Here is a 12347-nt window from a genome sequence, read left to right as displayed (position 1 = left end):
ACCCTTCCGCCGGACCCTCCAAGGAGAGCGAGAGATGACCATGGTCGCGACATCAGAGGAAGCCGTGCAGGAAGGCGCAACCGTGCGCCGGAAATCGAATAAGACACTCTTGCTTCTGGCGCCGGGCATGATCTGGATGGTGGCCTTCCTCGTCCTGCCGATGCTGATGATGGTCTATGTTTCCTTCTGGACACAGACAACCTTCAAGATCGAGCCGACGCTAACATTGCAGAGCTGGGTCGCCTTCCTGACGAGCCCCACCTATCTCGGCGCGCTCTGGACGACGATCCGCATCTGGTTGCTGGTGCTGGTATCGACGCTTATTGTCGGCTATCCGGCGGCGCTCTTCGTCGGGCTTCTCATCAAGAACAAGACGCTGCAGACCGTGTTGCTCGTGCTCTGCGTCATCCCGTTCTGGACGTCCTTCCTGATCCGCGTGCTTGCCTGGCGGCCGATGCTCGGCACCGAGGGCGCCATCAACATGATCCTGATGAAGCTCGGCATCGTGCAGCAGCCGATAGAGGTGCTGCTGTTTTCGGAGCTGTCCGTCATCATCGGCATGACACAGATCTACTGCGTCTTCATGGTCGGGCCGATCGCCTTCATGATGGGTCGCATCGACGCCTCCGTCATCGAGGCGGCGCAGGATCTCGGTGCCGGCTTCTGGCGCATCTTCCGCACCATCATCCTGCCGTTGTCCATGCCGGGCGTGGTGGTCGGCGCGATCTTCGTCTCCGTCATGGTTCTCGGTGAATTCGCAACGTCCGCTGCCCTGTCCGGCCGCAAGGTCAATCTGCTCGGCAATATCATCGTCACCCAGGTAGGATCGTTGAAATGGGCCTTTGCCGCGGTTGCCGGCGTTGTCCTGACGATCATCATGGGGGCTGTTGTCGCAGCCCTGCTCAAGGTCGTCGACCTCAGAAAGGAGCTCTGATCATGAATGCCGGCGGCATCAAGCTTGGCCTGGGTGTCTATACGACCCTCTTTTTGATCTTCCTCTACGGACCGCTCGCGGTCCTGGCGATCCTGTCGTTCCAGACCGGTCCAGAGGGCGGTCCGCAATTTCCGATCATCGAATGGTCGACCTACTGGTATCGGCATCTCTTCGGTCTCACGCCGCCGTCGCGCATCGCACCGTTGCCGATCGATCAGGCGCTGATCCGCTCGCTTTTTCTGGCGCTGATGACCATGATCGTCTCGACGGTGCTCGGCGTCATGTCCGCCCAGGCCTTTCGCCGCAAGTTCCGCGGCTCGGGCGTCGCCTTCTATCTGATCGTTCTCGGCATGATGGTGCCGGGCGTGCTTGTCGGCCTCGGCATGGCGCTTGTCGCCAATGCCTTCGGCATCGATCGTCACTGGTGGAGCACGGCCTTCGTCCTGCACGTCGTCTACACCTTCCCCTTTGCTTTCCTCGTCATGCTCGCCATCTTCAACAGGTTCGATCCGAGCATGGAGGAGGCCTCATGGTCGCTCGGCGTCACGCCGGCACGCACCTTCCGCAAGGTCACTTTTCCGCTGATCTTCCCGGGCGTGCTTTCGGCCATGCTCTTTGCCTTCACGCTCTCCTATGATGAGTTCTCGCGCACCCTGTTTGCTTCCGGCCGCGAGCTGACGCTGCCGCTTGCCATCTACGGCACCTTCTCCGTCGAGGTGCATCCGAACGTTTTCGCTTTCGGGGTGCTGACCACGCTGTTTTCCTTCGCGCTTCTCGGCACCTACGCGATCCTGATGGGTCTGTCGGTTAGGCGCGCCAAGCGCGTCCGCATCCAGGAGGACGCGTGATGGCTGAGAAGGTTTCCGTTCCGATCTCTGCCATCGTCACCGGCGCCGGCTCGGGTATTGGTCGAGCTATCGCCCTTCGCCTGGCCACCGACGGCTATGCTGTTCTGGTCAACGACCTCTCGGGCGACCGGGCCGAGACTGTTGCCTCGGAAATCACCAAGGCGGGCGGTGTGGCAACCGCGATCGCCGGCGACGTAGCACGGCCCGAGGATGTGGCGACTATCCATGCGGCTGCCAAGGCCTCGCACGGCGACGTCGCCCTTCTCGTCAACAATGCCGGTATTGCGCATCAGGCAGCATTCGAAAACCTCGAGCTTGAGGATTTCGACCGGATGTTTGCGGTGCATGTGCGCGGCACCTTCCTGATGACCAAGGCCGTCATGCCGTCGATGCTGGCGCGAGGCGAGGGCGTCATCGTCAACGTCGCCTCCCAGCTCGGGCAGATCGGCGGTGTCGAGCTGGTCCACTATTCCGGCGCCAAGGCGGCGATCATCGGCATGACCAAGGCACTCGCCCGCGAGGTTTCGAGCTGCGGAGTGCGCGTCAACGCCGTAGCGCCGGGGCCGATCAACACGCCGCTGGTGCGGGGTCTTTCCGAAGAATGGCGCGAACGTAAGAAGCGCGAACTGCCGCTCGGCCGCTTCGGCGAACCGGAAGAGGTGGCGGCGACCGTGGCGTTTCTGGCGTCGCCGGCAGCGAGCCTTTTCGTCGGCCAGACCCTTGGGCCGAATTCCGGCGATGTGATGCTCTGAAGGAGACAAGCAGATGGATAGTTTGGAAAAGCGGATCGTCATCGTCACAGGCGCGGGCATCGGTATCGGCCAAGCGACAGCAAAGGCGTTTGCAGCGCTCGGTGACCATGTCGTCGTCACCGATATCCTCGAAAAGGAAGGTGAGGAGACCGTCCGCGACATCCTCACCAGCGGCGGCTCTGCCGAATTCCATCTCTACGACGTCCGCTCGACGGAGGCCGCCAACCGGCTTGTCGCCAATGTCGAGGCACGCTTCGGCAAGATCGATGTCATCGTCGCCAATGCCGGCATCGCCCATCGCACACCTCTTGAGAAGCTCACCGACGACAAATGGGACCTGACCATGGATGTCGACCTGAAGGGCATCTTCAAGCTGGTGCGTGCCGCGGTACCCGGCATGCGTGCCCGCGGATCGGGCAGTATCGTCGCGCTCTCCTCGATCATGGGCGTCGCCTATGGCTGGGACGAGCATGTCCATTATTCGGCGGCGAAATCCGGGGTCGTGGGATTGGTGCGCGGGCTCGCCGTCGAGCTGGCGAAGGACGGCATCAGGGTCAACGGCATTGCGCCGGGCTATATCCGCACAGCCCAGCTTCTTTCGGAAGAAAATTCGCTCGGCCCAGCAGGCGCGGAGAAGGCAGCCGAGTTCATTCCGATGGGCCGGTTAGGTGAAGCGGAAGACATCGCCGACGTGATCGCATTCCTCGCCTCGAAGGGCGCGAGATACATGACCGGCCAGGTTCTGGTCGTGGATGGCGGCCTCCTTGTGGGGCGGTACTGATCGCCATCGTCCCGGCAACGACTGGGTCAAGGGCGATACGGCAATGAAGCAGGCCCGCGAAGGGCACAAGGGAACAGCAATCAGCACTGGAGAACAGATATGTCCAAGATGGAAATGAACAGACGCTCTCTGTTGAAGCACTCCGCCGGCGTCATGGCGCTCGCGATTGGAGGCGGCACGCCCTTCCTGTCGTCGCGAGCGGCCTACGCCCAGGCTGCGAACCTTGCCAAGGAACAGTTGCGCACCATCGGTCTCTCGGTCACGGTCCAGGAGCGTATCCTTGATGAATTCCGCAAGGTGAGCGGCGTCGGCCAGACCTCGGGTACAGCGGCGACCTTTCCGGACGCGCAGACCAAGATCCTGTCCGGCTCCAAGGATTACGATTGCTGGGAGATCATCGGTGAGCGCTTGCCCTCGATCGTCATGACCAACAATGTCGAGCCGGTTCCGGCCGCTTCCTTGAAGAACTGGGCCAATATCCGCGATACCTTCACCACGCCTTCCGACAAGTGGGAGCCGAAGCAACAGATCGTCGGCCAGATCTGGGCCGATGATGCCAAGACCACGCTGAACATGGTGCCTGCGGTCTACAACTACGATTCCATCGGCTACAATCCGGACGTTCTCTCCGCCGAGGAAGCCAATACATGGTCGGCGATCTTCGATCCGAAGTGGAAGGGCAAATCAGGTCTCAATACCGATCCGCTGATCGCCTTCGGTCAGGCGATCATGGCCATGAACACGCTTGGCCTTCTGAACGTCAAGAATCCCGGCAATCCGAGCACGGCCGAGATCGACGAAGCGGCGAAGTTCCTCGTTTCGAAGAAGAAGGACGGGCAGTTCCGCGCTCTGTGGGGTGACTTCGGCGAGCTGGTCAACCTGATGGCATCGGGCGAGATGGTCGTCTGCGACGCCTGGCAGCCGGCTGTCATGGCGGTCAAAGCCCAGGGCAAGGCGTGCAAATATGCCGTGCCGAAGGAAGGCTATCGCGGCTGGGCGATCGGCCCGTCGATGATCGCAGGCACGCCGAACAAGGAAGCCGTGATCGCCTATGCCGATTACTGGCTCTCGGGCGAGCCCGGCATCACCGTTTCGGAACAGGGCTATTATTCGCCGTCGACCAATATCCAGAAGGTCATGGCGCCGGATAAGTATGCCTTCTGGTACGAGGGCAAGCCTTGGGTTGGTGCTGCCGAGCGCGGCATCAAGGAAGGCGACCTGCGCGACGGTGGCTCGCTGGCTGAGCGTGCCAAGAACGTTGCCTACTGGCACCAGTGGCCGGACGAATACGACCATCTCGTCCAGAAATGGGATGAATTCCTCAATGCCTGATCCGATGGCTGCTGCCAGCCATCCTATGCCGCGCGGGGAGGCGATGTCGCCTCCTCGCCTACGCCCGGAGATCTCTCGTGATATATGATTTGGAACTCATCGATGTCGGCAAGGTCTATGACAATGGCACGCCCGCCGTCATCGACTTCAACCTATCGATCAAAAAGGGCGAGTTCATCGCCTTCCTCGGCCCGTCGGGCTGCGGCAAGACGACGACGCTCCGTATGATCGCCGGTTTTGAGAGTATTTCCTCCGGCGACATGATGATCAAGGGCGAGCGTATGAACGATGTCAGACCGCAGAAGCGGCCGACGTCGATGATCTTCCAGAACTACGCTTTGTTCCCGCATATGACCGTCCGGCGGAATGTCGGATATGGTCTCGAGGTCAAGGGCATGGCGAAGGCCGAACGGGATGCGCGGGTCGATCGTATTCTCGCGACACTTGGGCTGGAGGATATTGCCGAGCGAAAGCCCGACAAGCTTTCCGGCGGCCAGCGCCAGCGCATCGCGCTTGCCCGCGGCCTCGTGGTCGAGCCGGATGTGCTGCTTCTCGACGAGCCGCTGGGTGCTTTGGATGCCAATCTGCGCAAGGCGATCCAGAATGAGCTGAAGCTGCTGCAGAAGAAGCTCGGCGTGACCTTCGTCTTCGTCACGCATGCCCAGTCGGAAGCATTGGCGCTGTCCGACCGCATCGTCGTCATGAACCAGGGCAGGGTGGAGCAGATCAGTCCGCCCGCTCAGCTCTACACACGCCCGAACACGCCTTTCGTGGCACAGTTTATCGGTCGCAACACCATCTTCGAAGGTGAAGTTGCTGGCACCGAGGCCGACAACACTTTTGTCTCCACCGCGTTTGGCATGCTGTCGGGCTGTGCCAATGGCGGCCTCTCCAGCAAGGTCAACATCGTCATTCCCTCGGAGGCGATCGAGGTTCATGCGGCGGGCGGCTCGGTACGCGAAAATCTCGCCCGGGCTTTCGGCGGCAATGTGGTTGGCGCACGCGTCGAGCGCTTCGACGTGGTCGGCCATATCTCGCAGATCGGCATCAGCCTGCCTGATGGCCGAGGCTTGGCACTGGAAGCGCATGTCGACAAATACCGGCCCGGCGCCTTTCTCCCAGGCACCGAGGTCATGCTTACCTGGGATCCGGCCGACGCGACCGTCATCCCGGCTCATTGATTACAGAAACTTAAATCGAAGGAGGTCATCCCATGGCAAAGGAAATCTTGTGCAGTTTTGGCGTCGACGTCGATGCCGTCGCCGGCTGGCTCGGCTCTTATGGTGGCGAGGATTCGCCTGACGACATCTCGCGCGGCCTTTTTGCCGGCGAAGTCGGCAGCCCGCGGCTGGTGAAGCTGTTCGAACGCTTCGGCATCAAGACCACATGGTTCATTCCCGGCCACTCGATCGAGACATTCCCCGAGCAGATGCAGGCGGTGGCCGATGCCGGCCATGAAATCGGCATCCATGGCTACAGCCATGAAAATCCGATCGCTATGACGCGCGAGCAGGAGACAGAAATCCTCGATAAGTGCATCGAGCTGGTGACAAAACTTTCCGGCAAGCGCCCGACCGGTTATGTCGCCCCCTGGTGGGAATTCTCCAACGTGACGAACGAGCTGCTTCTGGAGCGCGGCATCAAGTATGATCACTCGCTGATGCATAATGACTTCACGCCCTATTATGTGCGTGTCGGTGATAGCTGGACGAAGATCGACTATTCCCGCAAGCCGTCGGACTGGATGGTACCGCTGAAACGCGGCCAGGAGACCGATCTGATCGAAATCCCGGCATCCTGGTATCTCGATGACCTGCCGCCGATGATGTTCATCAAGAAATCGCCAAACAGCCATGGCTTCGTCAATCCGCATCACATCGAGCAGATGTGGCGCGATCAGTTCGACTGGGTCTATCGCGAGATGGATTATGCCGTCTTCCCGATCACCATCCATCCCGACGTCGCCGGCCGGCCGCAGGTGCTGATGATGCTGGAGCGGCTCTATGCGCATATGGTCAAGCATCCCGGCGTCAAATTTGTCACGATGAACGAGATCGCCGACGATTTCGCAGCCCGCTTTCCGCGCAAGAAATAGCCGGCTAGGCTGAAGTATCGAAGCATCAGGTTGGAGGCGATTGCCATGTGTTCACTGTGCGGCGTGCTCGGCGGCAATGAGCACTGGACGGATGCCGCGGCACGGCCAGGCGTCTTCACCCGCAATCACGCAAGCTTCGACCGGCGGCGTGAGCGAGTCGAGCGCGTGCGTGCCGCCAACGAAATGCTTTCGGGTTTCGGTCTTGTCCTCTCCGATTGGCAGGGCGCCTCCTTCGTCCTGTCGACGCGAACAGGCAGGAGTGAGATCATCGAGGATCTCGGTCATCTCTGGCCGGCGGCCGAAAGGCTCGTCGGCCGGCCCTGTGACCCGCTCGACCCTGCTTTCGTCGCAAGGATGGAGGCTCGGCATGTCGATTGAGGCGGGCGGCTTCCTGCCGATCAATCTGCTGACAGGCTTTCTCGGTTCCGGCAAGACGACACTGCTCAAGCGCATCCTGGCGGATCCGGCCTTTGCCGATACCGCCGTGCTCATCAACGAATTCGGCGAGATTGGGCTGGACCATGATCTCGTCGAAAGCGTCGAGGGCGAGATGGTGCTGCTGCGCTACGGCTGCGTCTGCTGCACGGTGCGTGACGACCTTGCCACAGCACTCAAGGAACTCTACTCCCGCCGCGAGCGCGGGCTGGTGCCACCATTCCGGCGCGTCATCATCGAAAGCACCGGCCTTGCCGATCCTTTCCCCGTGCTTTCGACCATCAAGGCCGATCCGGTGCTCAGGCACCATTTCTGCGCCGGCAACGTGATTACGACGGTCGATGCGGTGAACGGGCTGCGTCAGCTCGACACCTATATCGAATCCAACAGGCAGGCGGCGGTCGCGGACCGGTTGATCGTGACCAAGACGGATCTTGAGGCGGATCGTAGCGAATACGACCTCCAAGCTCGCCTTCGAACGCTCAATCCCGATGCCCCGATCCTCATCGCGGCTGATCCGCATCTCGATCTTTCCTCACTTGTCGCGGTCCAGAGCAACATCTCAACAAGCGGCCTGTCCCTAAGCGGCTTTTACTGCGAGGAGCCAGTGCAGCTCGTCTCATCGGATGGCGCGCCGCATCAGGTCGCCATTTCTTCGATTTCGCTCGTCATAGACAGGCCTGTCGATTGGACCGCTTTCGGGCTCTGGCTGACCATGCTGCTCAATCGGCATGGCGAACGGGTGCTGCGCGTGAAGGGTATTCTCAATCTCAACGGTGAGGAGCGCCCCGTTGCTGTTCATGGGGTTCAGCATCTGGTTCATACACCGGTGCATATGGATGGCTGGCCTTCGGAAGATCGTAACTCGCGGCTGGTCTTCATCCTGGATGGGCTCGACGGCGCACTATTGAAACGCTCCTTCGAAGCCTTCACATTGGCGCGCGTGCCCGCCGCGTCTTACCCGATCGCTGCGGCGCGATGAGACAATTGGGATCTCCATGAACAAGCATGAATCCGTCGCCAAAAGCATGTCCGCTCCCGCCCTGCATCTGAAGGGCCGGCCGCGCCTGCGTGTACTCGGCACAGCGATTTCACTGCTGGAGGAACTGCGCCTGCGCGCACAGGACGATCTCGGCATTGATGTCACCTTCGACAACAACGATTTCCTGACAACGCAGTACAAGGCGGCCCGCGAGCCGGAAACCTACGATATCTACGACCAGTGCTTCCACAATCTCGATATTGTCTGGCATTGGCGCGCAATCCAGCCTGTGGACACCCAGCGCATCGTGCTCTGGGATGAGGTCAACGATCTGACGAAGACCGGCCATATCGGCCCCAACCCGCGAATGGGGCTTGGCGATGTGCCGGCGAAAAAGCTCTTCGTGCAGCCGAACCTCGCTCTCGGCGATACGCCGTCGCGCTTCATCTCGATGCTGCCGACGACGCATAATTTCGACAGCTTCGCCTATCGGACGGATCTGGCGCCGAATGGTGTTGGCATGCATTCTTGGGGCGCGCTCTTCGACGAGCACTGGGCAGGCAGAGTGGCGCTGGTGGATGAGCCCGCCATCGGAATATTTGATGCTGCGCTCGCAGCACAGGCCGCCGGCCTCATGTCCTTCGACGATATCGGTAATATGTCCATTCAGGAGATCGACCAGCTGATTGATCTCTTGGAGGAGCGCAAGAAAGCCGGCTTCTTCCGGGATTTCTGGAAGACCGCGGAGGATGCGGCGCGGCTGATGATCGCTGGTGAGACCAGCGTGCAGAGCATGTGGTCGCCTGGCATCGGCATCCTGAATTCGAAGGGTGTGCCGGTCGAGCAGGCCGTGCCCGCCGAAGGCTATCGCGCCTGGCATGGCGGCCTCTGCCTTTCGAAACACTTGAACGGCCGCCTGCTCGATGTCGCCTATGAATATCTGAACTGGTGGATCTCGGGATGGCCGGGTGCTGTGGTCGCGCGGCAGGGCTATTACATTTCGACGCCGCAGCGCTCACGGCAGTTCATGACTCAGGCGGAATGGGATTACTGGTATGAAGGTGCGGCGGCTACCGAAGACTTGCCTGGCCCGGATGGGCAGATGCGGATCAGGAAAGGATCGGTGCGCAGCGGCGGATCCTATTGGCAGCGCGCCAATTGCATTGCCGTCTGGAATACGACAATGGATGAGCACAATTATCTCGTCCGCCGCTGGATGCAGCTGGTCGGCTGAGAAGGAGAGCAGGGACTATGACACAGACACATCTCGGCAAATCGATCGCCCAACTCTCGGTCCTGATCCAGTCCGGAAGTCTCGATCCGATCGCGCTGGCCGAGGAGACCCTCGATGCGATCCGGACCTACAAGGATCAGGCGATCTTCACGCGGCTGTTGGAAACGCGCGCGAAGGAAGAGGCGGCGGCTTCGTCCCGACGGCTGCGCGAGGGGCGTTCGCGCGGGCTGCTGGATGGTATTCCGGTCGCATGGAAGGATTTGTTTGCAATCGCCGGCCTGCCGACCACAGCCGGGTCGATCGTACTTGCGGATGCAGAGCCCGCGCAGGACGATGCCGAGGTCGTCAAGGCATTGAAGGCTGCGGGCATGGTGGCTGTCGGTCGGGTCAATATGAGCGAGTTCGCCTTTTCCGGCCTCGGCCTCAATCCGCATTACGGTACCCCGCTAAACCCGCTGGCGATCGATGTCGCGCGCATTCCTGGCGGTTCGTCTTCGGGATCTGCCGTCGCGGTTGCGGTAGGTCTCGTGCCGGTCGCGATCGGTACGGATACGGGCGGCTCAGTGCGCATACCGTCTTCCTTCAACGGCCTTGTCGGCTATAAGGCAAGCCATGGCCGCTACAGCATGGACGGCGTCTTTCCGCTGTCGACTAGCCTCGACTCGCTCGGTCCGCTGTGCCACAGCGTTCAGGATGCGATCTGGATCGATGCCGCAATGCGTGGGCGCTTTGTCCCCGAGGTGGAGCGCGTCGAAGCCACCGGGCTTTCCATCGTGGTACCGACAAATATCGTCATGGATGATGCGCAGGATGGTGTTCTTGGAGCTTTCGAAGCGACGCTGGCGAGATTGAGCGCCGCCGGCGTTAAGATCCGGCGAGCTGCCTTTCCGGCTTTCGAAAGGCTCTTTGAGCTGATGGCCGAGTATGGGCCACTGGTTACTGCCGAGGCCTTCGTGCTGCATCACCGCCGTCTGGCAGGACCGGAAGCCGCTTTCATGGATCGGCGTGTTGTCGCGCGGACACGCCTTGGAGAGAAGACGACACTGGTCGGCTATCTGGAAACACTCAAAGTGCGCAAGCAACTGGTCAAGGAAGTGACTGACACGCTTGGGCCAAACGAGTTCATCGCCTATCCGACGGTTGCCCATGTTGCGCCGGCGCTTGGCCCCTTGGAGGCGGATGACGAGCTGTTCGTAAAGATCAATGGCAGAACACTGCGCAATACGGCAATCGGCAATTTCCTCGATTGGTGCGGCGTCTCCCTGCCTTGCGGCACGGGTGAAGCAGGCATGCCGGTTGGCTTCCTGCTCTCGGCGCCGAGAAACCATGACGAGCGGCTGTTGGGCGCGGCGCTGGCGTTGGAAGAGATCGTCGCGGGCTAACGTTGCGCGGCGGATTTGCCGCCTATCGATCCTCGACCACTATCGCGGTCGAGGATCGAAAGCTCTCTTCCTTCAATGCGAACGGCTGCCACCGGCAGTCGGCTCGGCGTCGACGATCCAGCGGCGGTGCGGGCCGAGCGCGATCAGCAGCACGACAGACAGGAAGCAGCAGCCGGCGAGGATGTAGAAGCCGATATCGCCATTGCTTGTGGCTGCGTCAACATAGGCCTTGATCTGCGGCGAGGCGAAGCTGCCGAGATTGCCGAGCGAGACAATGAAGGCTATGCCGCTAGCGGCACCGACGCCCCCGAGATAGCGGGTCGGCAGGCTCCAGAAGACCGGCTGCGAAGAGGCAAGGCCCGGAACCGCGATGCAGGCCGCAATCACCATCACCCACGGATTCATCGTTAGGCCGATCGTTCCTAGCGCGATGGTGCCTGCCGTCAGCATAGCGATGCAGACGATGCGATGGTTGTCATGCTTGTCGGCATAGACGGTGAAGAAGCGGGTTGCGAAAAGCGCGCAAAGCCAGGGTAGGCCGAGCAGCACGCCGACCCAGGTATTGACGCCGCCGCCGAGCGCCTGCGCCAGCCGCGCCGGCAGGTAAAAGGTGATCGGGCCGACACCGATCTGGATGAACAGGTAGATGCCGATGAAGGCGAGGACGCGCCAGTCTTTCAGCACGCTGAAGACCGAGTGCTTCACTTCGGAAAGCTTACTGCGCTCTTCTGCCTCGATAACGGCATTCAGCGCGTTTTTCTCCTCCGCCGTCAGCCATTTCGCTTCGTTTGGGCGGCTCGTCAGGAAGAAGAGGGCTGCGATGCCGACGACGGTTGCCGCCAGGCCTTCGACCGCAAACATCCATTGCCAGTTGGTGAGGCCAAGGACGTCGTGATGGGTGAGCAGCCAGCCGGAAAGTGGTGCGCCGATCACCAACGACAGGGGAATGCCGAGATAGAACAGGCCAGTGGCGCGCGCTCGCTGCTTGGCGGGGAACCAGTAGGTCAGATAGAGGAGGACGCCCGGATAGAAACCGGCTTCGCAAACGCCGAGCAGAAAGCGCACGATGTAGTAGCTCGTTGGCGTGTGGGCAAAGACCATGCAGGCGGAGACGATACCCCAGGTAATCATGATGCGGCTGAGCCAAAGGCGAGCGCCGACGCGCTGCATGATCAAGTTGCTCGGCACTTCGAAGGTGGCGTAGCCGAGATAGAGAATGCCGGCGCCGAAGGCATAGGCTGCATCCGAAATACCGGTATCGGCCTGGTAAGCCACCTTGGCGAAGCCGACATTGGATCGGTCGAGAAAATTCAGGATCAGCATCAAGCCCAGAAAGGGCAGGAGACGAATCGTCGCCTTGCGCACGGCGCTTTGCAGCGCCGGATTGTCGTTTGTCATAGTTACTCCTCCCAAAGGCAGAATGCCTCGTAGCGAGACGCTCGCGGACAAGGCATGCCTTCATGCTTAAACCGGATCTCGATCTGGCTATTGACGTGACAGCCAAGCCTGATCGCAATCTTGCATATACGCAGATTATATTTATGTATGAAAAGGTCAATAGGCGCGAGCCCA

The 12347-nt window shown here is 60.8% G+C and carries 12 protein-coding genes; 11 read left to right on the top strand and 1 reads right to left on the bottom strand.

Annotation, left to right across the window (positions count from 1 at the left end):
- Nucleotides 1-34: 34 nt before the first annotated feature.
- The 11 genes from GDN47_RS08760 to GDN47_RS08710 all read left to right on the top strand — a co-directional run bounded on the left by GDN47_RS08760 (nt 35) and on the right by GDN47_RS08710 (nt 10775).
- Complete coding sequence (locus GDN47_RS08760) at nt 35-934, top strand: ABC transporter permease (protein WP_152093075.1); 900 nt, start codon at nt 35-37, stop codon at nt 932-934.
- A 2-nt stretch (nt 935-936) separates the two neighbouring features.
- Nucleotides 937-1782: an ABC transporter permease gene (locus GDN47_RS08755; RefSeq protein WP_113350768.1), complete on the top strand. Its 846-nt coding sequence runs from the start codon at nt 937-939 to the stop codon at nt 1780-1782.
- Nucleotides 1782-2534 carry an SDR family NAD(P)-dependent oxidoreductase gene (locus tag GDN47_RS08750; RefSeq protein WP_113350769.1) on the top strand — a complete coding sequence of 251 codons (753 nt, stop codon included), beginning with the start codon at nt 1782-1784 and terminating at the stop codon, nt 2532-2534. The genes GDN47_RS08755 and GDN47_RS08750 overlap by 1 nt, the downstream gene beginning before the upstream one ends.
- Nucleotides 2535-2547: 13 nt before the next feature.
- A complete protein-coding gene (locus GDN47_RS08745) occupies nt 2548-3315 on the top strand; it encodes an SDR family NAD(P)-dependent oxidoreductase (protein ID WP_113350770.1) in 768 nt (255 codons plus the stop codon).
- A gap of 99 nt (nt 3316-3414) precedes the next feature.
- Nucleotides 3415-4647 (top strand): ABC transporter substrate-binding protein, encoded by a 1233-nt coding sequence (locus tag GDN47_RS08740; RefSeq protein WP_113329440.1) that lies wholly within the window; start codon nt 3415-3417, stop codon nt 4645-4647.
- Between the two features lie 77 nt (nt 4648-4724).
- Complete coding sequence (locus GDN47_RS08735; RefSeq protein ID WP_152093074.1) at nt 4725-5828, top strand: ABC transporter ATP-binding protein; 1104 nt, start codon at nt 4725-4727, stop codon at nt 5826-5828.
- Between the two features lie 32 nt (nt 5829-5860).
- Entirely contained in the window at nt 5861-6742 is an 882-nt protein-coding gene (locus GDN47_RS08730) for a polysaccharide deacetylase family protein (protein ID WP_113329438.1), read from the top strand.
- A 45-nt stretch (nt 6743-6787) separates the two neighbouring features.
- Nucleotides 6788-7120 (top strand): hypothetical protein, encoded by a 333-nt coding sequence (locus tag GDN47_RS08725; RefSeq protein WP_113350773.1) that lies wholly within the window; start codon nt 6788-6790, stop codon nt 7118-7120.
- Nucleotides 7110-8159: a CobW family GTP-binding protein gene (locus tag GDN47_RS08720; RefSeq protein ID WP_152093073.1), complete on the top strand. Its 1050-nt coding sequence runs from the start codon at nt 7110-7112 to the stop codon at nt 8157-8159. Before GDN47_RS08725 ends, GDN47_RS08720 begins: the two co-directional genes overlap by 11 nt.
- 16 nt (nt 8160-8175) lie before the next feature.
- Nucleotides 8176-9393, top strand: coding sequence for an ABC transporter substrate-binding protein (locus GDN47_RS08715; RefSeq protein WP_152093072.1), 1218 nt, complete (start codon nt 8176-8178; stop codon nt 9391-9393).
- A gap of 17 nt (nt 9394-9410) precedes the next feature.
- Nucleotides 9411-10775 carry an amidase gene (locus GDN47_RS08710; protein ID WP_152093071.1) on the top strand — a complete coding sequence of 455 codons (1365 nt, stop codon included), beginning with the start codon at nt 9411-9413 and terminating at the stop codon, nt 10773-10775.
- A 72-nt stretch (nt 10776-10847) separates the two neighbouring features.
- On the opposite strand, the gene GDN47_RS08705 is transcribed toward GDN47_RS08710, so the two are convergent.
- The gene (locus GDN47_RS08705; protein ID WP_152093070.1) at nt 10848-12173 is read right to left on the bottom strand and encodes an MFS transporter; all 1326 of its coding nucleotides are present in this window, start codon (nt 12171-12173) and stop codon (nt 10848-10850) included.
- Nucleotides 12174-12347: the final 174 nt, after the last annotated feature.

The sequence above is a fragment of the Martinezella dioscoreae genome (assembly GCF_009176305.1).
Taxonomy (GTDB): Bacteria; Pseudomonadota; Alphaproteobacteria; order Rhizobiales; family Rhizobiaceae; genus Rhizobium; species Rhizobium dioscoreae.
Note: the sequence above shows the minus strand (reverse complement) of the source record. Positions and strands in the feature narration are given on the sequence as shown.